General features: G+C 63.7%; 18 protein-coding genes and 1 pseudogene. 8 read left to right on the top strand and 11 right to left on the bottom strand.

The window, feature by feature from the left end; all coding sequences use genetic code 11:
- Positions 1 to 5: 5 nt before the first annotated feature.
- Positions 6 to 782 carry an ABC transporter ATP-binding protein gene (locus tag WBR68_RS20070; protein WP_230695060.1) on the top strand — a complete coding sequence of 259 codons (777 nt, stop codon included), beginning with the start codon at positions 6 to 8 and terminating at the stop codon, positions 780 to 782.
- A gap of 25 nt (positions 783 to 807) precedes the next feature.
- Here WBR68_RS20070 and WBR68_RS20065 read toward each other — a convergent pair whose 3' ends face one another.
- A complete protein-coding gene (locus WBR68_RS20065) occupies positions 808 to 1713 on the bottom strand; it encodes a pirin family protein (protein ID WP_050446873.1) in 906 nt (301 codons plus the stop codon).
- A gap of 125 nt (positions 1714 to 1838) precedes the next feature.
- Entirely contained in the window at positions 1839 to 2537 is a 699-nt protein-coding gene (locus tag WBR68_RS20060; RefSeq protein WP_127184667.1) for a pirin family protein, read from the bottom strand.
- A 177-nt stretch (positions 2538 to 2714) separates the two neighbouring features.
- On the opposite strand from WBR68_RS20060, the gene WBR68_RS20055 reads away from it, so the two are divergent.
- On the top strand, positions 2715 to 3629 hold the full coding sequence (locus tag WBR68_RS20055; protein WP_050446875.1) for a LysR family transcriptional regulator: 915 nt from the start codon (positions 2715 to 2717) through the stop codon (positions 3627 to 3629).
- A gap of 229 nt (positions 3630 to 3858) precedes the next feature.
- Here the strand turns inward: WBR68_RS20055 and ntrC are convergent, their stop codons facing one another.
- The 5 genes from ntrC to rdgB all read right to left on the bottom strand — a co-directional run bounded on the left by ntrC (position 3859) and on the right by rdgB (position 10057).
- Positions 3859 to 5355, bottom strand: a complete 1497-nt coding sequence (gene ntrC, locus WBR68_RS20050) for a nitrogen regulation protein NR(I) (protein WP_050446876.1) — start codon at positions 5353 to 5355, stop codon at positions 3859 to 3861.
- Positions 5355 to 6419 (bottom strand): nitrogen regulation protein NR(II), encoded by a 1065-nt coding sequence (gene glnL / locus WBR68_RS20045; RefSeq protein WP_046804936.1) that lies wholly within the window; start codon positions 6417 to 6419, stop codon positions 5355 to 5357. The genes ntrC and glnL overlap by 1 nt, the downstream gene beginning before the upstream one ends.
- A gap of 191 nt (positions 6420 to 6610) precedes the next feature.
- Positions 6611 to 8023, bottom strand: coding sequence for a type I glutamate--ammonia ligase (glnA, locus tag WBR68_RS20040; protein ID WP_230695059.1), 1413 nt, complete (start codon positions 8021 to 8023; stop codon positions 6611 to 6613).
- Positions 8024 to 8207: 184 nt separating this feature from the next.
- A complete protein-coding gene (gene hemW / locus WBR68_RS20035) occupies positions 8208 to 9428 on the bottom strand; it encodes a radical SAM family heme chaperone HemW (RefSeq protein WP_230695058.1) in 1221 nt (406 codons plus the stop codon).
- 5 nt (positions 9429 to 9433) lie between these two features.
- Positions 9434 to 10057, bottom strand: coding sequence for an RdgB/HAM1 family non-canonical purine NTP pyrophosphatase (gene rdgB / locus WBR68_RS20030; RefSeq protein WP_230695057.1), 624 nt, complete (start codon positions 10055 to 10057; stop codon positions 9434 to 9436).
- A gap of 188 nt (positions 10058 to 10245) precedes the next feature.
- Between rdgB and WBR68_RS20025 the strand changes: the two genes are divergently transcribed.
- Positions 10246 to 12099 (top strand): EAL domain-containing protein, encoded by a 1854-nt coding sequence (locus WBR68_RS20025; protein WP_230695056.1) that lies wholly within the window; start codon positions 10246 to 10248, stop codon positions 12097 to 12099.
- Positions 12100 to 12261: 162 nt separating this feature from the next.
- Here the strand turns inward: WBR68_RS20025 and WBR68_RS20020 are convergent.
- Positions 12262 to 13698 (bottom strand): annotated as a pseudogene (locus WBR68_RS20020) (methyl-accepting chemotaxis protein); the annotation flags it as partial.
- A gap of 229 nt (positions 13699 to 13927) precedes the next feature.
- Between WBR68_RS20020 and WBR68_RS20015 the strand changes: the two are divergent.
- Positions 13928 to 15088, top strand: coding sequence for an acyl-CoA dehydrogenase family protein (locus WBR68_RS20015; protein ID WP_050446881.1), 1161 nt, complete (start codon positions 13928 to 13930; stop codon positions 15086 to 15088).
- Positions 15089 to 15105: 17 nt separating this feature from the next.
- A complete protein-coding gene (locus WBR68_RS20010) occupies positions 15106 to 16479 on the top strand; it encodes an MmgE/PrpD family protein (protein ID WP_230695055.1) in 1374 nt (457 codons plus the stop codon).
- Positions 16480 to 16676: 197 nt separating this feature from the next.
- On the opposite strand, the gene rph is transcribed toward WBR68_RS20010, so the two are convergent.
- The gene (gene rph, locus WBR68_RS20005) at positions 16677 to 17411 is read right to left on the bottom strand and encodes a ribonuclease PH (protein WP_050446883.1); all 735 of its coding nucleotides are present in this window, start codon (positions 17409 to 17411) and stop codon (positions 16677 to 16679) included.
- 181 nt (positions 17412 to 17592) lie between these two features.
- Here rph and WBR68_RS20000 point away from each other — a divergent pair, with 181 nt between their 5' ends.
- Both WBR68_RS20000 and WBR68_RS19995 read left to right on the top strand, forming a co-directional pair.
- Complete coding sequence (locus WBR68_RS20000) at positions 17593 to 18525, top strand: YicC/YloC family endoribonuclease (protein ID WP_050446884.1); 933 nt, start codon at positions 17593 to 17595, stop codon at positions 18523 to 18525.
- Between the two features lie 134 nt (positions 18526 to 18659).
- Complete coding sequence (locus tag WBR68_RS19995; protein ID WP_050446885.1) at positions 18660 to 19556, top strand: LysR family transcriptional regulator; 897 nt, start codon at positions 18660 to 18662, stop codon at positions 19554 to 19556.
- A gap of 52 nt (positions 19557 to 19608) precedes the next feature.
- Here the strand turns inward: WBR68_RS19995 and WBR68_RS19990 are convergent, their stop codons facing one another.
- On the bottom strand, positions 19609 to 21168 hold the full coding sequence (locus WBR68_RS19990; protein ID WP_050446886.1) for an amino acid permease: 1560 nt from the start codon (positions 21166 to 21168) through the stop codon (positions 19609 to 19611).
- 131 nt (positions 21169 to 21299) lie between these two features.
- A complete protein-coding gene (locus tag WBR68_RS19985; RefSeq protein WP_370641256.1) occupies positions 21300 to 22799 on the bottom strand; it encodes an AMP nucleosidase in 1500 nt (499 codons plus the stop codon).
- A gap of 214 nt (positions 22800 to 23013) precedes the next feature.
- On the opposite strand from WBR68_RS19985, the gene WBR68_RS19980 reads away from it, so the two are divergent.
- Positions 23014 to 23367: a hypothetical protein gene (locus tag WBR68_RS19980; protein WP_050446887.1), complete on the top strand. Its 354-nt coding sequence runs from the start codon at positions 23014 to 23016 to the stop codon at positions 23365 to 23367.
- Positions 23368 to 23396 lie beyond the last annotated feature (29 nt).

The following is a 23396-nucleotide window of genomic DNA, read 5'->3' as shown; positions in this document are numbered from 1 at the left end:
TCATCGTGCCCGATCTCTTAGAAATTGAACATCTTTCCCTGGCTTACGACACGCCCAAGGGCTTGAAGCCCGTTGTGCAGGACTTGTCGCTGGGCCTGCCCGTGGGCCATATCGGCTGCTTGCTGGGTGAATCCGGCTGCGGCAAGACAACCGTGCTGCGCGCCATTGCCGGCTTTGAGCCCGTGCGCGCTGGCCGCATCCTGCTGGACGGCACGGTGATCTCGTCGCCCACCGAGCAGGTCGCGCCCGAACACCGCCGCGTCGGCATGATGTTTCAGGATTACGCCCTGTTCCCGCACCTGACGGTGGCGCTGAACGTCGCTTTCGGCCTGCGCAAGCTGCCGCGCATCGAGCGCGCGCGCCGCGTTGAAGAAATGCTGACGCTGGTGGGCCTGGCCCATGCAGCCAACAGCTATCCGCACGAGATCTCAGGCGGACAGCAGCAGCGCGTGGCGCTGGCACGGGCGCTGGCGCCCTCACCCGACCTGCTGCTGCTGGACGAACCGTTTTCCAATCTGGACGTGGATACCCGCGAGCGCCTGGCGTTCGAGGTACGTGACATCCTCAAGACCACGGGCCATACCGCCATGCTCGTCACGCACAACCAGGCCGAAGCGTTTGCCATCGCGGACCGCATCGGGGTGATGAGCCAGGGCAGCATCGCGCAGTGGGACACCCCCTACAACCTGCACCATCGCCCCAGCAACGACTTCGTGCGCGACTTCATCCGCCGCGAAGCCTTGGAAGAACAGCGCGAGCAGGCTTTCGCCCGCGGGCGCTGAACATTACGCGATGCGCCGCCGATAACTAGACGCGCGGTTCGGGCAGCGGGATGAATTCCGTTTCGTCGCCCGGCACGACCTGATCAAATCGCGTGCGCTGCCAGTCCTGCTTGGCTTGTTCGATGCGGTCCTTGCTGCTGGACACGAAGTTCCACCAGACGTAGCGCGGGCCGTCCAGGGGCTCGCCGCCGATGACGGCAAAACGGGCGGCGGTAATGGCGCGAATCTGCACGGGGCGGCCGGGTGCGAAGACAACCAGGCGTCCGCTTTCAAAGACTTGGCCGTCGACTTCCACCCTGCCTTGCGCCAGGTAGGCGGCACGTTCTTCGTATTCCGCCGGCAGCACCGTGGTGGCGCCGGCTTGCAATTGCAGGTCGCCATAGAAGAGCGGCGACAGCGTCTTCACGGACGACGTCTTGCCGAACAGCGAGCCTGCCACAACCTGGGCACGCACGCCCTCGCCTTCAATCACCGGCTGCGCGTCCAACCCGTAGTGTGTGAAGCCGGGGTCCGTTTCTTCGTACTTGGTGGGCAGGCCCACCCAAATTTGCAGGCCACAGAGGCGTTGCGGCGACAGGCGGGCTTCGGGGGACGAACGCTCCGAGTGCACGATGCCGCGCCCCGCCGTCATCCAGTTCACTTCGCCCGGAAGAATGGTCTGAGTATGGCCAGCACCGTCGCGATGCACCATCGACCCTTCATACAGATAGGTCACCGTGGACAGGCCGATATGCGGGTGCGGTCGCACGTCAATGCCGGCGCCCACATCGAAATCGGCAGGTCCCATGTGGTCCAGGAACACGAACGGCCCAACCGTGCGGCGCTGCGCCGACGGAATGGCGCGCCGGACGGAAAAACCGCCCAGGTCGCTGGTGCGCGGCACGACGATGGTTTCGATCTGGCTTTCGCCTGCTTCGGACAAGGTGGACATGGTGTAGAACTCCGCATGAATTGGCCAGTGGCCATCGTAGAAAGAAGGCCAGCGGCCATCTTAAGGCCCGTTGGCCTCGTCAATAACAAGCCGGGCGGAAACCCTTCCCGCCCGGCCCTCGTGGCTTACGCCAGGTCAAACACCAGCACTTCGGCCTTCTTGCCGGCAGACAGTTCGACACGGGTTTCATCCGTGATCGCCACGGCATCGCCGCCCGACAGCTCAACACCGTTGACGGTCAGCGTGCCGCGCGCCACATGAACCCAGGCCCGCCGACCCGTCGCCAGTTCAAGCGTGGCGGATTCTTCTCCATCAAACAGGCCGCCGTAAAGCCGCGCGTCTTGATGGATCTTCATCGAACCGCCTTCGCCATCAGGCGACACCAGCGCTTGCAGACGGCCACGCTTTTCTGCATCGCTGAATTCGCGCTCTTCGTATTCCGGCGCAATACCGGTCACATCGGGCTCGATCCAGATTTGCAGCATGTGCGTTTCGGTGTCGGGCAGCGGGTTGAACTCGGAGTGCATCACGCCGCGTCCCGCGCTCATCCGCTGCACATTGCCCGGCTTGATGGTCGAGCCGCTGCCCATGCTGTCCTTGTGGGCGATGGCGCCGTCCAGCACATAGGTAATGATCTCCATGTCGCGATGGCCGTGGGTGCCAAAACCGCGTCCGGCGGCGATACGATCGTCGTTGATGACGCGCAGCGAGCCAAAGCCCATGTGAGCCGGGTCGTAGTAGTTGGCGAAGGAAAAGGTGTGAAACGAATCCAGCCATCCGTGGTTGGCGTGACCCCGTTCGTTAGCGCGGCGAATCGTAAGCATTGCGGACTCCTGTTTCAATAATATGAATGATTATCGAGGTGCGGCACTAGCCTTGCTTCGTTGCCATTTCGCTGCACCCCTGGCATGAGTGATATTCTGCGCGCGCCACATAGGCGCTTTGGCGCTATATTTTGACGAGTTCATTCAAATTTTTTGAATATCCACTTCCGACCCGATATGCAGCCCATTACGCCTGAATTGCTCATCCTGGTAGACGCCATCGCCCGCCACGGCAGCTTTGCCAAAGCAGCCCGGGAATTGGGCAAAGTGCCCTCTGCGGTTACTTATTCGATACGCAAGCTGGAAGATGGGCTGGACGTGTTGCTGTTCGACCGCTCCGGGCATCGCGCGTTACTGACGCCAGCGGGCGAGGCGCTGCTGAAGGACGGACGGCATGTGCTGCAATCGTTGGATGACTTGGCTTGCCGCGTCAAGCGAATTGCCACGGGGTGGGAGGTGGAACTGCGCATTGCGGTCAGCGCGGTGTTGCCGTGGCGGCCGCTGTATGACCTGATCGCTGAATTCCAGACGTTGGAAAGCGCAACGACGCTGCGATTTTCGAGCGAAGTGCTAAGTGGCAACTGGGATGCGTTGACGTCCAACCGCGCGGACCTGGTCATCGGCGCGGGGGCCAATGCAGAGCCCACCGGGCCGTATCGATCGCAAGCCATCGGCACGACCCAGTTTGGTTTCTGCGTGGCGGCGCACCATCCTTTGGCGTCCTTGCCGCAGCCCCTGAGCCGCGCGGACATCACGAAATATTGCGCGGTGGTGGTGGCGGATACTTCGCGGAACCTGCCGCCGCAGTCGCGCGGCATCCTGGCGGATCAGGCCACGCTGGTCATGCCGTCAATGCAGGCAAAGATTGACGCGCAGGTGCGGGGGCTGGGGTGCGGTTATTTGCCATTGACGATGGCCGCGCCGTATCTGGCGCAGGGTTTGTTGGTGGTGTGTGAGACGGATGAAGGGATGTCTCTGACGGAGCACGTGGCTTACGCCTGGCGGGCCGAAGCACCGGGGGAGGCGCTGAAATGGTGGCTGCAGAAGCTGAAATCGCCCAGGTTGTGTGAGAGTTTGCTGGGGATGGGGTGATGGGTTTCGCGCGAATTGCGGTGGTGTTCTTGCGACGGTTGGTGCGCGCTGCACCCATCCTACGGACGGGGTGATGGGTTTCGCGCGAATTACGGCGGTGTTCTTGCGACGGTTGGTGCGCGCTGCACCCATCCTACGAGGTGCCGTGCGTCGGATGCGTAGGATGGGTGGAGCGCGCCATGCCGTTCAGAAGAACCTGGACGCCGATCGCGCGCAACCCATCAGACCATCACTCGTCCTCAATCCCCAATTCACGCAATTTTCGCGTGATGGTGTTTCGCCCGATCCCCAATCTTGATGCCGCTTCCACGCGGCGGCCGCGGCTGGCGTCCAGGGCGCTTTGCAGCAGGATCTTCTCAAACTGACGGGTCAGCGTGGCCATTACCGCGGGTTCGCCGCGTTCCAGCCGGTATTGCGCATCGCGCAACAGGGAATCTTGCCAATTGCGCGGCGCGCCATCATCGGCGGCCTGCCCTGCCTGCACCACCGTGCCGATGCCTGAAATCGGTGCGGCCGGACGCAACGGCGCCGACGCGGGCTGTTGTTGCTGGTGCTCCAGCGCGCGGATTTCCGGCGGCAGGTCAGCCCGGTCCACGGTCTGGCCGGGCGCCATTACCGTCAGCCAGTGGCAGAAGTTCTCCAACTGCCGCACGTTGCCCGGAAAGTCGAACTTGGTCAGCACGGCCAGCGCATCCGGCGTCAAGCGTTTGACCGGCACCCCCAGCGTGCGAGCGCTGGCGGTCAGAAAGTGCTGGGCCAGCGCGGGAATGTCTTCCACGCGCTCGCGCAAAGGCGGCAGACGCAGCCGGATCACGTTCAGGCGATGGAACAAGTCTTCGCGGAACAAGCCCTGCTCAACACGCTGCTCCAGCGGCTGGTGAGTGGCCGCCACGATACGCACGTCCACGCGCACCGGCTGCGCGCCGCCCACGCGATAGAAGCTGCCTTCGGCCAGCACACGCAGCAAGCGGGTTTGAAGTTCAATCGGCATGTCGCCGATTTCGTCCAGGAACAGCGTGCCGCCGTGCGCTTCCTCGAAGCGGCCACGACGCAAATTATTGGCGCCCGTAAACGCGCCGCGTTCGTGCCCGAACAATTCGGCTTCAAGCAGGTCACGCGGGATGGCCGCCGCGTTCAAGGCCACAAAGGGCCCGCTGGCGCGCACACCGTGGCCATGCAGCGCACGCGCCACCAATTCCTTGCCCGTGCCCGATTCGCCCGTGATCAACACCGTGACCTTGGACTGCGCCAGCCGGCCAATGGCGCGAAACACTTCCTGCATGGCGGTGGAAGACGACTGCGTCATCATCCAGCGCTCGTTGTTCTGCGCGCCCTCGCCCTGCCCTTCCGGGCTTTCGGGCTGCGCGGATTCCTGCATGGCCCGCTGGATCAGCGCCACCGCTTCGTTCACGTCGAACGGCTTGGCCAGGTAATCAAACGCGCCACCCTGGAAGGCGGACACGGTGCTGTCCAGGTCGGCAAACGCGGTCATCACAATGACCGGCAAGCCGGGATGGCGTTCTTTCAACTGGCGCAACAGCTCCAAGCCATTGCCGCCTGGCATGCGGATATCGGACACCAAGGCGACGGGCGTTTCGCGCGACAGCGCTTCCAGCACGTCGGCCGATTGGGAAAAACTACGGGTGGGGACACCAGCGCGGGCCAGGGCCTTTTCGAGGACCCAGCGGATGGCCTGGTCGTCGTCGACGATCCATACGGGTTTCATCAGTGTGCGGGCTCCATCGGTAGGACCAGGCGAAACTCGGTACGCCCGGGTCGGGATTCAAATTCGATGATGCCGCCGTGCTGCTGCACGAAGTCCTGAGCCAGGCTCAAGCCCAGCCCGGTACCGCCGGCCCTGGCCGTGACCAGCGGGTGAAAAATGCGGTCGCGGATGTGGTCCGGCACGCCGGGACCGTTGTCGATGATGGACAGCACCAGCGCCAGCCGGTGTTGCCGATGGGCCAGCATGACCTGGCGAGCCACGCGAGTGCGCAGCGTCACCACGCCGGGTTCCGTCTGCGGGCCTTGCGGCCGCGCAACCAGTTCCTGCGCTGCGTTGCGCGCTACGTTCAGCACCGCCTGCATCAGACGGGCGGCATCGCCCTTCAAATCTGGCACCGAGGCGTCGTAGTCGCGCAGGATGGTGACATCGTTGCGGAACTCAGCCTGGATCAGCGCGCAGACACGCTCGCAGATTTCATGGATATTCACCGGCCGCGCATTCAGCGGCACACGTTGCGGGCCGCTCAAGCGGTCCACCAGCGCCTGCAGGCGGTCGGCTTCGGAAATAATGACTTGGGTGTATTCAGCCAGCGCCGCGCTGGGCAGCTCGGCTTCGAGCAATTGCGCGGCGCCGCGCAAACCGCCCAAGGGGTTCTTCACTTCATGGGCCAGATTGCGCAACAGCTCGCGGTGCGCTTCGATTTCATCCACCAGCCGATGGTTGCGGTCAGCCAGCACACGCTGTTCGATCTCGCGCGTTTCGATCAATACCGGCCAGCGTTGGCCCGTCAGCCCCACCGTGGTGACCGCGACTTCGACGGATTCGGCGGCGCGCCGCAACGAGGCCAATTGCCTGACGTCGGCGTACCGGCCGGCGGCGGCACGATCGATGGAGGACTGGATATTTTCTGGGGTGTCGAACAGCGTGGCGGCGGAGTGCCCGCAGAGTTGCTTGCGCGAACGGCCGAACAGATCTTCGGCGGCGGCGTTGGCGTATTCAATGTGGCCGCGCTCGTTGACCAGGAAAACGGACGTGGCAAGCAGGTCGAGAGCTTCTACATTCATTTTTCAACGTACCCGAATGACAGGGGAAAAGCGGAACGCGCCCGCGACGGCGGCGCCGGAACCCGGCGCCCTGCCCGCCAGGCGTGGTGCCTGGCGAACAAACCGTCGAGCCGCGACCTGGTGGTGCGCGATGTGTGGGCCCTGGTTGCTGCCACCATCATCGCGCTCCCCCCGCCACAGCCTCTAAACGATCAGAGGCTGTAGTACATGTCGAATTCGACCGGGTGGGTCGTCATGCGCAGACGATTCACATCGGCCATCTTCAGATCGATGTAGGCGTTGAGCATGTCGTTGCTGAACACGCCACCACGGGTCAGGAATTCGCGATCGGCGTCCAGGGCTTCCAGCGCTTGTTCCAGCGAGGAGCACACGGTCGGGATCTTTGCGTCTTCTTCCGGCGGCAGGTCGTACAGGTTCTTGTCGGCCGGATCGCCCGGGTGGATCTTGTTCTGCACGCCGTCCAGGCCGGCCATCATCAGGGCCGAGAAAGCCAGGTACGGGTTGGCCAGGGGGTCCGGGAAACGCGCTTCAACGCGGCGGCCCTTCGGGTTGCCGACGTACGGAATGCGGATCGAGGCCGAACGGTTGCGGGCCGAGTAAGCCAGCTTGACCGGGGCTTCGTAGTGCGGAACCAGACGCTTGTACGAGTTGGTGCCCGGGTTGGTGATGGCGTTCAGGGCGCGGGCGTGCTTGATGATGCCGCCGATGTAGTACAGCGCGAATTCCGACAGGCCGGCGTAGCCGTTACCCGCGAACAGGTTCTGGCCATCCTTCCAGATGGATTGGTGCACGTGCATGCCGGAACCGTTGTCGCCGACGACGGGCTTGGGCATGAACGTGGCGGTCTTGCCGTAGGCGTGGGCCACGTTGTGCACCACGTACTTGACGATCTGGGTCCAGTCGGCGCGCTGAACCAGCGTGCTGAACTTGGTGCCGATTTCCAGCTGGCCGGCGCCGGCCACTTCATGGTGGTGCACTTCAACCGGCACGCCCATTTGTTCCATCAGCAGGCACATTTCCGAACGCATGTCCTGGAACGAATCAACCGGGGGCACGGGGAAGTAGCCGCCCTTGACCGCGGGACGATGGCCGGTGTTGCCGCCTTCGAATTCCAGGCCGGTCGACCACGAGGCTTCTTCGGACTTGATCTTGACGAACGTGCCCGACATGTCGGTGTTCCAGGTCACGCCGTCGAACACGAAGAATTCGGGTTCCGGACCGAAGTAGGCGGTGTCGCCCAGGCCGGAGGACTTCAGGTAGGCTTCGGCGCGCTTGGCCAGCGAACGCGGGTCGCGGTCATAGCCCTTCAGGTCGGACGGTTCAACGACGTCGCACGACAGGATCAGGGTGGGCTCTTCGCGGAACGGATCCAGGTTGGCGGTCGAGCAGTCGGGGATGAGCAGCATGTCGGACGCTTCAATGCCCTTCCAACCCGGGATCGACGAACCGTCGAAAGCCTGGCCGCTTTCCAGCTTGTCTTCGTCGATGGCGGAGGTGGGCACGGAAACGTGGTGCTCACGGCCAACCGTATCGGTAAAGCGGAAATCCACGAATTTGACTTCGTTATCGGCGATCTGTTTCAGGACGTCTTTCGGGCTTGCCATGTCATCTCCATTAGATAAAAGGGTCGAGGGCTTTGCCGCTCGACTGGCATAAAAGAGGGAAGCAATAAGCGTGCCAGGTTTTCCCTAGGCAATCCCGGGGGAAAACCGCACGCTTCTGGAAACACGAAGCACCATAATGGTGCAAAAGATGGAGCATGATTGCTCCGTTTTGGTGCAAAAGCAACTACAGGAACATTTCCTGCAAGTCGTTCAGAAAGCGCCACCCCAAGGGCGTGGCCTTCAGCCGGGTTGGATCCGCATCCAGCAAGCCCCGTTTCGATGCTGCCTCCAATTGGTGCGCAATGGTGGCAAGCGACAAACCGGTGCGTTCGTTGAACGCCGTGGCCGGTACGCCGTCCTTCAGGCGCAGCGCGTTGAGCATGAATTCAAAGGGCAGCTCGTCCGGCCCCACCTGCCGGCTTTCGGCCAGATGGCTGCCGTCGCGCGCCATGGCTGCCTGCATCCAGGAATCCGGATTGCGCAGCCGGGCTTCACGCACGATACGGTCGTGAAATGACAGCTTGCCGTGCGCGCCGGGCCCGATGCCCAGGTAGTCGCCAAACTCCCAGTAATTCAGGTTGTGGCGGCAACGCGCGCCAGCCTTGGCATAGGCAGAGACCTCGTAGCGCGCCAAGCCGGCTGCCGCGAGTTCGGCTTCGACCGCGTCCTGCATGGCCGCGCTGGTGTCGTCATCGGGCAGTTCGGCGGGCGGGAACTTGGCGAAGACGGTGTTGGGTTCCATCGTCAGGTGATACAGCGACAGATGCTCGGTGCCGAACGAGATGGCCTGGCGCAGGTCCGCCACACAGGCGTCCAGGCTTTGGCCGGGCAAGGCAAACATTATGTCCAGATTCACGCGCGAGACGGCGCGTTGCGCCATATCGATGGCGGCGCGGGCCTGTGCGGCGTCATGGATGCGGCCCAGCTTTTGCAGTTGCGCGTCGTCAAAGCTCTGGATGCCCAGCGAAAAGCGCGTGACGCCGCTTGCTGCATAGTCGCGAAAGCGGCTGGCCTCGGCGGTGCCGGGGTTGGCTTCCATGGTGATCTCGGCGTCAGGCCATAGATTCAAACAGGCGCGCAGCATGGCCAGCAGTTCATCCAAGCCGGCTGACGACAACAGGCTGGGTGTGCCACCGCCAATGAACACGGACACCACCTGCCTGCCCCAGATGGAAGGCAGCGCCTGTTCAAGGTCGCTGCGCAACGCGTCCAGATACGCGCGTTCGGGGATCTCGCCCGGCGCGGCGTGGGAATTGAAGTCGCAATACGGGCATTTGCGCACGCACCACGGCACATGCACATAAATGGACAGCGGCGGCAGACTGGTCAGCGTGGCGCCGGGCGGCAGGCGCACGCGCGACGGCGACGCGCCCATGTCGTTGCGGATCGGAATGGTGATGGACATGCGGGTTAGGCGTGGCTGAGTTTGCTCAGCAGTTCGCGCAAGGCGCGGGCGCGATGGCTGACGCGGTTCTTTTCTTCAGGGTCAAGCGAGGCCGCCGTCAACGCCATGTCGGGCAGGTAGAAGTGCGGGTCGTAGCCAAAGCCGTTCGCGCCTTCGGGCTGGTCGATGATCTCGCCGTGCCACAGGCCTTCGCCAATGATGGGACACGGGTCGTTTTCCGAACGCACCAGAGCCAGCACCGCCACATACCAGGCGTGGCGGTCGGTAACACCCGCCAGGTTGCGTACCAGCAACGTGTTATTGGCCTGGTCGGATTTTTCGCCGCCGTGCATCTGGGCGTAACGGGCGGAATACACGCCGGGGGCAGCTTCCAGTGCGGCCACGCACAGGCCGGAGTCGTCGGCCAACGCCGGCAGACCGGTCAAGCGGCTAGCATGGCGCGCCTTGGCCAAGGCATTTTCAACAAAGGTTACGTGCGGCTCTTCGGCTTCGGGCACGCCCAGCTCGCCTTGGGGCACGAGTTCAACGCCCAGCGGCGCGAACAAGGCGGAGAACTCACGCAATTTGCCAGCATTGTTGGACGCCAGCACGATGCGGCGCAGGGATTCGGGAATCTTGGGGGAAGTCATGGGGCAAATTGTATAGGGCGTGGGCAGGCGGGCGGCCCCTGTCCGGATGCAAAGCAAGGGCAAATCTCGGTTGACACCCATGTAACAGCACTTGAAGATTGCGCGTCGCGTTCACCGGCAACAACGCAGACATATTGTGTCGTCAACATTAGCAATCTTGTCACTGATCGTATCTGAACGCCTCGGCGATGACCTCTCTTCACGCTTTGCCTCGGCCGACTGCGGCCCGCACGCCATTCACCCTGTCGGGCGATGCGCCCGCACCCGTCGGCTTGGCCGGCATTTTGCAAGACCGCTTGTTGCGGCCCCGCTATCAGCCGGTGGTTGACCTGTCGCACACCCGCATCTACGGGCACGAAAGCCTGATTCGCGGCCCCGCCGATACCGCCCTGCACTTTCCAGACGCTCTGTTCGCCGAAGCCCGGCGGCGCGGCCTGCATCCGCAACTGGAACTGGCCAGCTTTCGAGCCGGGGCGCAGGGGTTTCACGACCACGACGCCTCCGGCAAGCTGTTCCTGAACCTGTCCGGGTCGGCGCTGATCCACTACTGGACGCTGTGGGGCAGCGACATGCCGCGGCACCTGCTGGAAGATTGCACGTTGCCAGCCTCCAGCATCATCGTTGAACTGACCGAACAAGACCCGCTGTCCGACCACATCGGCGAACTGGGCAATGCCTTTGCCTGCCTGCGCGAGCACGGCATGCGCATCGCGCTGGATGACTATGGCGTGGGCAACTCGAACTTGCAGTTGTGGTCGGAAATTCAGCCCGACCTGGTCAAGATAGACCGCTATTTCTTCGACGGCATCGGCCACGACGACCGCAAACAAAGCATGGTGCGCGCCATTCTGAAAGTGGCCCAGCACCTGGGCACGGCGATCGTGGCCGAAGGCATCGAGACGGCCGAAGACCTGGCGGTGGTGCGAGAACTGGACATCCGCTACGCCCAGGGCTGGTTCTTGGGCCGGCCTGAAGAAACGCTGCTGACCGAACTGACCGCGCCCGTACGCGATTCATTGCGCGTGCGCAGCACCGCCCCCTTGTCGCAACGCGCGGCGGGGGGCACGGCGGCCAGCCTGCGCGTGGAGGCACCCGCCGCGCTGCTGGACAAGCACACCAACGATGACGTGCACCGGCTTTTTATCGAACACAAGACCATGCACGCCGTGGCGGTGGTCGACGCCGACAACCGGCCGGTAGGCATCATCAACCGGCGCGATTTCTCGGAACACTACGCGCAACGCTACACGCGCGAACTGTTTGGCCGAGATAGATGCTCCACGTTCATGAACGCCGAGCCGGTACTGGTGGACCTGAACGTGTCCATCGACCAGCTCAGCCATGTGCTGATTTCGGAAGACCAACGCTACCTGATGGACGGCCTGATCATCACGCGGGACGGCCGTTACGACGGCTTGGCAACCGGCGAAACCCTGGTGCGTTCCGTGACCGAAATGCGGATCGAGGCGGCGCGCTACGCCAACCCCCTGACGTCCCTGCCCGGCAACATTCCCATCAGCCGCCACATTGCAACCCTGCTGGAAGACGCGGCCGACTTCACCGTTTGCTATGGCGACTTGAACAACTTCAAGCCCTTCAACGACGTCTACGGCTACTGGCGGGGCGACGACATGATCATGCTGACCGCCGAGGTGATCAAGCACCATTGCGACCCGTTGCGCGACTTTGTCGGCCATGTGGGCGGTGACGATTTCGTGGTGCTGTTCCGCAGCCCGGATTGGACCGAGCGCGTACAGCGCATCATTGCGGAATTCAACGAACAGGCAACAGCCCTGTACGACGACCTGGGCCGCAAGAATGGCGGCATCGAAGCGGAAGACCGCTACGGTGTGCCGCGCTTCTTCCCCTTCGTAACGCTGGGTGTCGGCGCGCTGACCGTCACCCCGTCACTATGCGAGCGCATCCGCCCGGAGGACATCGCGTCGGCCGCCGCGAACGTCAAGCACAAGGTCAAGCATGGGAACCTGTCGCTGGTGATCGAGCGCTACACCGGCGGCGTCTTGCCCCAACTGGCCGATTAACTGGCCGACCGAGGCCTGCACGGCGGACGCGTTCTGCGCCGCCTGGGCGATCTGGAACACGGCCACCGCGCGGCGCAGGCCTTGCGCCTGAATTTCCAGGGCCGCCGCTGCGGCCGCGGTCTGTTCGACCATGGCGGCGTTTTCCTGCGTGGTCCGTTCAATGTCCGCCACCGCATCGTTCACCGACGCGATGCCCGCGGCCTGCTCGGCCGTGGCGTTTGAAATTTCGGCCACGATCTGCGTCACTCGGTCCACCGAGACCACCATGTCGCGCATGGTGTCGCCCGCCAGGTTCACCTGCCGCACGCCGGCCTGCACGCGCGACGCGGAGTCTTCGATCAACCCCTTGATTTCCTTGGCCGCCTGCGCACTGCGTTGCGCCAGCGAGCGCACCTCGCCCGCCACCACCGCGAAACCCTTGCCCTGCTCGCCCGCCCGGGCCGCCTCGACGGCGGCGTTCAAGGCCAGGATGTTGGTCTGAAAGGCGATGCTGTCCACCACGCCCACAATTTCGCCGATGCGACGCGCGCTGTCGGCAATGCCCTGCATGCTTTGCACGACCTCGTCCACCGCGCGGCCACCGCGCTGAGCCAGCTGCGTGGCGCTTTCGGCCTGGCGGCTGGCCAGGTCGGCATTGCCCGCCGTGAGCTGGACGGTGTGGGCCAACTGCGTCATGTTGGCGGCGGCTTCCTGCAAGGACCCGGCCTGGCGCGCGGTGCGGTCGGACATATCCGCGCCCCCTGCCGCGATCTCGCCGGACCCGGTATGAATTTCCTCGACGCCCCGGCGCACCGATGCCACCGCCGCCGACAGGCCCGTCTGCATGCGGCGCATGGCGGAATACAGGACGCCGATTTCATTGTCGCCGCGCATGGCGATCGCGCCGGTCAGATCCCCGTCCGCAATCCGATCAAAGTGCGCGCCCGCCTCGTTCAGCGGACGCAAAATGCTGCGCCGAAATGCGAGCCGGATCAACACGGCCAGCACCAGCACCACCGCCAGCACCGCGCCGGCCACCATGATGACGTGCTGCAACGTTTGGCTGGCGCTGGCCACCGCCGCCTGGCCTTGTTCGCGCGCATAGGTCTGGTAGGCATCCGCCTGCTTCACATAGGCCGCGCCGCTGGCCGGCAGCACCTTGTCCACCAGCCGGTTCACTTCAATGCCGTTCCACGCCTGCGTCGCTTGCAGCATGGGCGTCATGGTCTGGTCCGCGAAGGCGGTGTAGGCCGCCAGCAGTTGTTCATACAGCGGGCCGCCTTGCGCGCTGGTGTCCGGGTTGGCGCGCAGTTGCGCCAGGCTTTCGCCCGCCTGCTTGAGCAGCGCCTCGGCATGCGCCAGCGACTGGTTGCGCGCCTCTTCCAACCCACCTTCCATGCTGGTTTTGGCATCAGCCAGCGCGGCCCGCGCCTGGAACAAGCGGCTGGTCATGTCGGCCAGATCGCTGGCGCGTTCGATACTGCCCCGGCCCAGGGCTTCGATGTCGGCGCGGTTGTCGCGCAATACCGCGATGCCCGCCGCCGCCGCAATCGCGAACAGCAGCACAAACAACGCCAGAATGGCCGATACCGCCGTGGTGACCCTAAGATTTTTCCGCATATCCATCCGTCTGAAACCGGGCGCCGTCAGGCGCAGTGCCATGGATTATGGACAGGCAGTTTGGCAATTTCTTGACACAACTACTCTGAACACTGACCAACGCCCGTCATGAAAGTGCGCTTTTGCGAACAGGAACCCCGTATTAAGGAATTGTGAATTGGCACGGCCGCGCCCATGCGGCACATTCGATGCTGTACCGATCCATCCCCTTGTCTCTCCCCACACCCCTATGCCCCACGCCTCACACGACTATCAGGACATCCGCGAAGCCGTGCGCGATCTTTGCGCGCAATTTCCCGGCGAGTATTTCCGCAAGGTTGATGAAGAACGCGGCTACCCCGAAGACTTTGTCCGCGCACTGACCGAGGCCGGCTGGCTGGCCGCGCTGATTCCCCAGGAATACGGCGGCTCGGGGCTGGGCTTGACCGAAGCGTCGGTCATCATGGAAGAAATCAACCGCAGCGGCGGCAATTCTGGCGCCTGCCACGGCCAGATGTACAACATGGGCACCTTGCTGCGCCACGGCTCGGAAGCGCAAAAACGCGAGTACCTGCCGCGCATCGCCGCGGGCGAACTGCGGTTGCAGTCGATGGGCGTTACCGAACCCACCACCGGCACCGACACCACCAAGATCAAGACCACCGCCGTGCGCCGTGGCGACCGCTACGTCATCAATGGCCAGAAGGTCTGGATTTCGCGCGTGCAGCATTCGGACTTGATGATCCTGCTGGCGCGCACCACGCCACTGGACCAGGTCACGCGCAAATCCGAAGGCATGTCGATCTTCCTGGTGGACCTGCACCACGCCGTCAAGCACGGCATGACGATCCGGCCCATTCCCAACATGGTCAATCACGAGACCAATGAATTGTTTTTCGATAACCTGGAAATTCCCGTCGAAAACCTGATCGGTGAAGAAGGCAAAGGCTTCAAGTACATCCTGGATGGCCTGAACGCCGAACGCACGCTGATTGCCGCCGAGTGCATCGGCGACGGCTACTGGTTCGTGGACAAGGTCACCGCCTACGCCAAGGAACGCATGGTGTTCGGCCGCCCCATCGGCCAGAACCAGGGCGTGCAATTTCCCATCGCCCGCGCCCACATCAACGTGGAAGCCGCCAGCCTGATGCGTTACGAAGCCTGCCGCTTGTTCGACGCGCACCAACCCTGCGGCGCGCAGGCCAACATGGCCAAGCTGCTGGCCGCGGATGCATCGTGGGAAGCCGCCAACGCCTGCTTGCAATTTCACGGCGGCTTCGGCTTCGCCACCGAATACGACGTGGAACGCAAGTTCCGCGAAACGCGGCTTTATCAGGTTGCGCCGATTTCGACGAACCTGATTCTGTCTTACGTTGCCGAACACATCCTGGGCTTGCCCCGTTCCTTCTGACCCCGACGCCAATGCTCATGACTGCAAGCAAAGATACCTCCGATCTAAGCGCCGAACTGGCCGCCTTCGCCGCCAACCTGCGCTACGAAGACATTCCCGCGCCGGTGTTGCGCCGCGCCGAAGACCTGCTGCTGGATTGCCTGGCGTCGATACTCGCCGGCGCGTCGGCGCGCGCCGTGCTGGCCATTGACCGCTATGCCGCTACGATGGGGCCAGCCGATGGCCCCAGCGAAGTGCTGATCAACCGCCGCCGCACCACGCCGCTGTTTGCCGCCATGGTGAACGCGGCGGCGGCCCATGTGGTGGAACAGGACGACGTCCACAACGGTTCGGTGTTCCATCCGGCCGCCGTGGTGTTTCCGCCTGCCCTGGCGGTTGCGCAGGCGCTGGGCAGTTCGGGCCGTGATCTGTTGGTGGCGTCGGTGGCGGGCTATGAAGTGGGCATCCGGGTGGGGGAATTCCTGGGTCGCTCGCACTACAAGATTTTCCACACGACGGGCACGGCCGGCACCTTGGCCGCCGCCGTCACCACCGGCCGCCTGCTCAATCTCACGCCCGACCAGATGCTGCACGCCCTGGGCTCGGCCGGCACGCAGGCGGCGGGCCTGTGGGAGTTTCTGCGCGATGCGGCCGACTCCAAGCAACTGCATACGGCCAAGGCAGCAGCCGACGGCATGACCGCCGCCTACTTGGCGCAAGAGGGCTTCACCGGCGCGCGCCACATCCTGGAAGGCCCGCAGGGCATGGCGGCGGGTATGTCGACCGATGCCGATCCCTCGAAGCTTTGCGACCGCCTGGGTGAACGCTGGGCCTTGGCGGAAACGTCATTCAAGTTCCATGCGTCGTGCCGTCACACGCACCCGGCGGCGGACGCCTTGCAACAGGCGCTGCGGGACAACAAGCTGACCGAGGCGGATGTCGAGCGCGTGGTGGCGCATGTGCACCAGGGCGCGATCGATGTGCTGGGCCCGGTGGTCAACCCACAAACGGTGCACCAGTCCAAGTTTTCAATGGGCACGGTGCTGGCGCTGATCGCCCGCCAAGGACGCGCGGGCTTGGCGGAATTTGATGCGGGGCTGGATGATCCGGCGGTCGCGGCGTTCCGTGGGAAAGTGGAGATGGCGCTGGACCCGGAGGTCGACAACGCCTATCCGCAACGTTGGATCGGTAAAGTCACCGTCACCACACGCGACGGCCGCACCCTGCACGGCCGCGTCGACGAACCCAAGGGCGACCCCGGCAACACCCTGAGCCGCCCGGAAATCGAAGACAAGACGCTCAGCCTGGGCCGCTACGCCAATGCGGCAACGGAACAGGAACTACGCGGCCTGATAGATAAAATCTGGGCCTTGGAAAAGGCAGAGAAAGTAAGCGCCCTGTTGCCCACGTAGGATGGGTGCAGCGCGAAGATCCCATTAAATAGAAAAATGAAATCGAACGCGCGAAACCCATCAAGCAGCGGTGAGGATTAGGCCGATTTCGCCAAAGAACCAACAAGGCCAAAAATCACCACCGAACGATGGGTTACGCGCGTTTCCCAACCGAATTCTTGCAACCCGCCTCTCGCGCTTCACCCATCCTACAAAGGTCACACCAGCGCAGCGCGCTGCGCCTGGACCAACTGCGCAATGCCGCCTTCCGCCAAAACCAGCATGGTGTCCAGTTCAGCGCGAGTGAAGGTTGCGCCTTCGCCGGTGCCCTGCACTTCCACGAACGCGCCGCTGCCCGTCATGATGACGTTAACGTCGGCGTCGCAGGCGGAATCTTCCTGGTAGTCCAGGTCCAGCACCGAACGCCCTTGCACCAAGCCCACCGACACGGCGGCGACTGCGTCGCGGATCGGGTTTACCGCCACGTCGCCGCGCTGCATCAGCAAGGCCACGGCGTCGGCTGCCGCCACCCAGGCGCCCGTGATGCTGGCGCAGCGGGTGCCGCCATCGGCCTGCAGCACATCGCAATCCAGATGCAAGGTGCGTTCGCCCAGTGCGCGCATGTCGAACACGGCACGCAGGCTGCGGCCGATCAGGCGTTGAATCTCTTGCGTGCGGCCGCTTTGCTTGCCGCGCGCCGCTTCGCGGTCACCGCGCGTATGCGTTGCGCGCGGCAGCATGCCGTATTCCGCCGTGACCCAGCCTTCGCCCTTGCCCTTCAGAAACGGCGGCACCTTTTCCAGCACGCTTGCGGTGCACAGCACGTGCGTGTCGCCCGCCTTCACCAGCACCGACCCTTCGGCGTAGCGCGTGAATCCGCGCTCCAGGCTGAACGGCCGCAGTTCGTCGACGGCGCGGCCAGACGGACGGGCGATGGTGGGCGTAGTGGTCACAGGCAGACTCCAGACAGAAATAGGGTTCGCGGCATTGTACGGGCAGCCGCCGCAGGAAATCCCGGCTTGGAGTATCCTGCCGCGATATATCCGGTTCAATAAACAGACCCGCCCCCTTTACCAGGATGCCGCGGGCCCCGGCGCAACCGGCTCTTACCCCAAGCTTCACCAGGACACGCCCATGATTCGCAGCATGACCGCCTTCGGCAACGCCCGAGCAGACCTAGAACAAGGCACGCTTGCCATTGAACTGCGCAGCGTCAACAGCCGATTCCTTGATTTGTATTTCCGCTTGCCCGACGAGCTGCGGCACGTTGAAACGCCGCTGCGCGAGCTGCTGACGGCCAACCTGGCGCGCGGCAAGGTCGAGATCCGGGTGTCGTTCACCCGCAATGCCAGCACCGACCTGTCCAAGCTGGACCCGACCTGGCTGGAAAGCCTGGCCGAGCAGCTCCAGGCGGCTCGCCGCATTGTTCCCGATATCTCTCCCCCCCGTCTGGTGGAACTGTTCAACTGGCCCGGCCAACGCGGCAACGACGCGCTGGACCCGCAAATCTGGGGTGCCGCTTGTTTGCAAGCCGCGCAACAGGCCTTGATCCAGTTGCAGGAAGGCCGCGCGCGCGAAGGCGAACGCCTGGCCGGCATGATGCGCGAGTGCGCTGATGGGGTCGCCCGCGTGGTCGACATCGTCCAGGCGCATCTGCCTCAGTTGCTGGCCGAACATCGCGAAAAGCTGGCCGCCAAGCTGCGCGAAAGCGTCGAGTCGGCCTTTCCGGGCGGCTTCACCCATATCTCGGGCACGGAATTGTCCGAACGCCTGTCGCAGGAAGCCAATCTGTTCGCGCTGCGTATCGACGTTGCGGAAGAATTGTCGCGGCTGCGTTCACACCTTGAGGAATTGCGTCACCTGTTGAGCGATGGCGGTGGCAAAGCCGCCTCGGGCAAGAAGCAGGCCGGCAGCGCGGGCAAGCGCCTGGATTTCCTGTTCCAGGAAATGAACCGCGAAGCCAATACCCTGGGGTCCAAGGCCGGCAGCATGGACGTGACGCGTGCCGCCATGGATCTGAAACTGCTGATCGAGCAAATGCGCGAACAGGCGCAGAACATCGAGTAGGGCACGCTCGCTGCCCACGTTTCAAGGCCGCGTCATGCGGCCTTTTTGCATTCCAGACTTTTCCTATTCGAGCGCCGGCGCGAGCGTGTTGTCATGGCGGGTTTACTTTCAGGACACACCGATTAGGAATCGCCATGTTCCGCAAGACCTTTCTGCCGCCCGTCGCCAACCTCCTGGCCTTCGAAGCAGTCGCCCGGCGCAACAGCGTGTCGCGCGCGGCGGATGAACTTCACCTGACGCAAAGCGCCGTATCGCGCCAGATTCACCAACTTGAAACGCAACTTGGCGTGACGCTGTTCCATCGCGTGCGCCAACGGGTGGTGTTAAGCGATGCCGGCCGCGCCTACGCCTCGGAAGTGCGCGTCCTGCTGCACCAATTGTCCGACGCCACGCGCCGCACCATGGCGTGCACGCGGCGCGACCAACTCAATCTGGCAGTGCTGCCCACCTTGGGTACCCGCTGGCTCATTCCCCGCCTGGGGGACTTCATGGCGCGCAAACCTGAAGTCACCATCAACTTCACGTCACGCACCCTGCCCTTCGAATTTTCGCAAGAGCCGTTTGACGCAGCCATCCACTTTGGCGCGCCCTATTGGGCCGGCGCTGTGTGCGAATACCTGATGCCCGAAGAAGTGATCGCCGTGTGCAGCCCCGGCTATCAACGGCGCCATGGTATCCGGCATATCTCGGACCTGGCCCAGGTGGTGCTGCTGCACCAGACCTCACGCCCAGCCCAGTGGGCCACGTGGTTCGACCAGCACGGCGCCAGTTCAGCACGCGCCATGCAAGGCCCCCACTTCGAGCAGGCATCCATGTTGGCGCAAGCCGCCGCCTCAAGCCTGGGCGCGGCGCTGCTTCCCCGCTTTCTGGTTGAGCGCGAGATCGACACGGGCGAACTCATCCAACTGTTTCCGCAAGTGTTAAGCAGCACCGACGCCTATTACTTCGTCTATCCCCAAGCGCAGGCCGACACGCCGCTGGTGCGCGAGTTCGGGGCATGGATGCTTGAGCAGTGCCGGCCCACGGCCTGAGCGCGGCCTGGCGCTGGATCCCGCTTGCCGGGCAATCCAGCGCCTGCTATTCCTAACGCGCCTCGCCCGCCGCCGGCTCTCCGCGCAAGGCTGAATCCAGATACTCGCTACGCGCGCGCGGCTCCGGGAAGCGCATGTCCCGGTAGCTGATGAAGCGCGAGCCGCGCGCCAGGCGATAGCCCAGCCAGATCAGCAGGAACAGCGGAATGCCGATGTAGGTGGCCACCACGCCACCCCAATCGATACGGTCTTGTAGAAACGCCTGGTAGTTCTGCCCCAGCGTGATCACCAGGCACAGCACGAAGGCAAAGATCGGGCCGAAGGGAAAGAACGGCGACACATAAGGCAGGTCGGCCAGGCTGTGACCCTGCTTCACATAGCCGCGCCGAAAACGATAGTGGCTGATGGCGATGCCCAGCCACGCAATGAAACCGGTCATACCGGAGGTATTCAACAGCCAGATGTACACCGCGTTCGGGCTGAAGATGAAGGTGAAGAAGCACAAAGCCGCCACCACGGTCGTGGCCAGCAGCGCCCACATCGGCACGCCATGGCGCGAAATGCGGCCAAAAATGCGCGGCGCCTTGCCCTCGCGCGCCAGGCTGTACAGCATGCGAGTTGCCGCGTACATGCCCGAATTGCCCGCGGACAATACCGACGTCAGCACCACCGCATTCATGACGGAGGCCGCCGCCAGCAAACCAGCCCGTTCGAAGATCAGCGCGAAGGGACTGACGCTGATGTCTTTGACGTCGTTGCGCAGCAGGTGTGGGTCGGTATACGGGATCAACAGGCCGATCACCAGAATCGCCATGACGTAAAACAGCAGAATCCGCCAGAACACCTGGCGAACCGCGCGCGGCAGGTTGCGGGCCGGGTCCTTGGATTCGCCCGCGGCAATACCGATCAGTTCCGTTCCCTGGAACGAAAACCCCACCACCATCGCCACGCCGATCAAAGCGGCGAACCCGCCGGCGAATGGCGCATCGCCTACCGTCCAGTTGGCCACCCCACCGGTTTCGCCGCCGCGGATAATGCCCAGCAGCATCATCACGCCCATGGCCACAAAGCCCAGCACGGCCACGACCTTGATCAGCGCAAACCAGAATTCCGCTTCGCCGAAGCCGCGCGCCGACATCGCGTTCAGCCCGAAGGTAATCGCCAGGAACAAGGCGCTCCAGTAAAAGCCCGGCACATCGGGGAACCAATAAGCCATGACGAGCTGCGCGGCCACCAGGTCCACCGCCACCGTTACCGCCCAGTTGTACCAATAGTTCCAACCCAGCGCGAAGCCGAAGCCGTCTTCGACGTAGCGCGCGCCATAGGTGGAAAACGAGCCCGACACGGGCATGGCGGCGGCCAATTCGCCCAGGCTCGTCATCAGGAAGTAAACCATCACGCCGATCAGCACATAGCCCAGCAGCGCGCCGCCCGGGCCCGCGCTGGCGATGGTTGCGCCCGAGGCCACGAAGAGACCGGTGCCAATGGAGCCGCCTACCGCGATCATTGTCAGGTGGCGTGCGGACAGGGTGCGCCGCAACTCCGAAGGCGCGCCCGCCTTTGCTGCGCGCGTGCCGCCGGAGCGGCGTTCATCGTGTTCCGAGGGGGCCAAAATGCATTCCTTCACGTCTTGAAAGCGTCCGCGCGAGTACCGCGCGAAAGCCGGGGATTACCGAGCAACGCGCGAGAATAGCGCAAACCCGCCTGCCGCAAAAACGGCGCGGGTTTGGGGACGGATCAAGCCTACTGGAAAGCTGTTTCCATGAAGGTGCGCAGCTTGCGTGAATGCAGACGTTCAGGGGGCATGTCGCGCAAGCGCTCCAGCGCGCGGATGCCAATTTCCAGGTGCTGGTTGACCTGCCGGCGATAGAAAACGCTGGCCATTCCAGGCAGTTTCAATTCACCGTGCAGGGGCTTGTCGGATACACATAGCAACGTGCCATACGGCACGCGGAAGCGGAAACCATTGGCGGCGATAGTCGCGGATTCCATGTCCAGCGCAATGGCCCTGGACTGCGCAAAGCGCTCTACCAGTTCAACGTGGTCGCGCAGTTCCCAGTTGCGGTTGTCGATGGTGGCCACGGTGCCGGTGCGCATGATGCGTTTCAAGTCCCACCCCGACAGGCCGGCCACCTCTTCCACCGCCTGTTCCAAGGCCACCTGCACTTCGGCCAGCGCGGGCACGGGCACCCAGGTGGGCAGGTCGTCGTCCAGCACGTGGTCTTCGCGCACATAGCCGTGCGCCAGTACGTAGTCGCCCAGGCGCTGGGAATCGCGCAGGCCGGCGCAATGGCCCAGCATCAGCCAGGCATGCGGGCGCAGCACGGCGATGTGATCGGTGATGGTCTTGGCGTTGGATGGCCCCACGCCAATGTTGACCAGCGTGATGCCGGAGTGGTCGCCGCGCACCAGATGATAGGCAGGCATCTGCGGCAGGCGCACGCCCTGGCCTTCGTCGCCCGGGCCGCTTTCGCCGCGCCGCGTGATGCGGTTGCCGGGTTCGACCAGCATCTCGTAGTCTTCGTTGCCGCTGGCCATCAGCGCGCGGGCGCGGGCGCAAAACTCGTCAACATAGAACTGGTAATTGGTGAACAGCACAAAATTTTGAAAGTGCGCGGGCGCCGTCGACGTGTAGTGCTGCAAGCGATGCAGAGAATAGTCGACGCGCTGGGCCGTAAACGGCGCCAGCGGCTTGGGTTCACCCTCTTTGCCACGCCAGGAACCATTCACGATGGCGTCGTCGGTAACGGCCAAGTCGGGCACGTCGAACAGGTCGCGAAGCGGGCGCTTCAGCGCTTCCAGGTGCTCGCCTTCAACATAAGCGCCTTCGGGGAAGGCGAAATGCAGCGGGATGGGGGAATCGGATTCACCCACTTCCACAGCCACGCGATGGTTCTGCAGCAGTTGGCCCACCTGTTCGATCAGGTAGTCGCGGAACAATTCGGGCTGCGTGATGGTGGTTTGGTACACGCCGGGTTCGGCCACATGGCCGTATGACAGGCGGGTATCGATCGGGTCGTAGGTTTCAACCACGATACGGATGGCCGGGTAGTACGCGCGGGCACGCTCGGGGCCATTGCCGGGGCCTTTGAGCACTTCGCGGAAGGCGGCGCGCAGGAATGCAGTGTTGCGCGCATAGATTTCGGACAAGCGGTCGACGGCGGCCCGCGCATCCTGGAAAGGTTCGAAGGGCAAGGCGTCGGGCCGGTTCATGGAAGACAAAGGGTGTACTGCGTTCATCATTGAGCTCTACTCCGCTTCTTATCTGTCTTATCGGTTTGCACGGCCATCGGGTTGTACGTCCGGGGCGTGTCATGCCGTAAAGCGCCGATGTCGACGATTATGCCCGAGCCCTTCGCGCCTGAAGTGACACATTCAGCCCTCTCGGGACAAGGCATGCATCGCGCACATATAGGAAACGATATATCATTCCGTACTTTATTCTTGCCGTTGACGGATGCGCTCGCAGCTTCCCCCACCCCGCAACACCCCGCCGCTATTCACGCGCTGGGCGGTGCTCGCCTGGGTGTGCGCCTGCCTGCTGCTGGCGCCCGTCGGCAACCTTCGCCATGCACTGACCCACCTGGGTGAGCCGCCCACTTCCAGCCAGGACGACTCTCACCCGCAAGACAAGCCAGGCCAGTGCAGCCTGTGCGACCTGTGGGACCTGCTGGATGCGCCGCTGCCGTCGTCGTTTCATTGGCATGCGGCCCCTGCCACCACATCACCGCCCGCGTCCGCAGCGCCGACCAGCGCCATCGCCATCAGCGGCACCTGGTTCCAATCCCGCGCCCCGCCCCTGCAGGGCTGAAATCCGCAAGCCTCCCTTTTCTGATTTCA

This window comes from Achromobacter sp. JD-1 (assembly GCF_038594925.1).
GTDB classification, from domain to species: Bacteria; Pseudomonadota; Gammaproteobacteria; order Burkholderiales; family Burkholderiaceae_B; genus Achromobacter; species Achromobacter spanius_C.
This window is presented reverse-complemented; position numbering and strand designations above follow the sequence as displayed.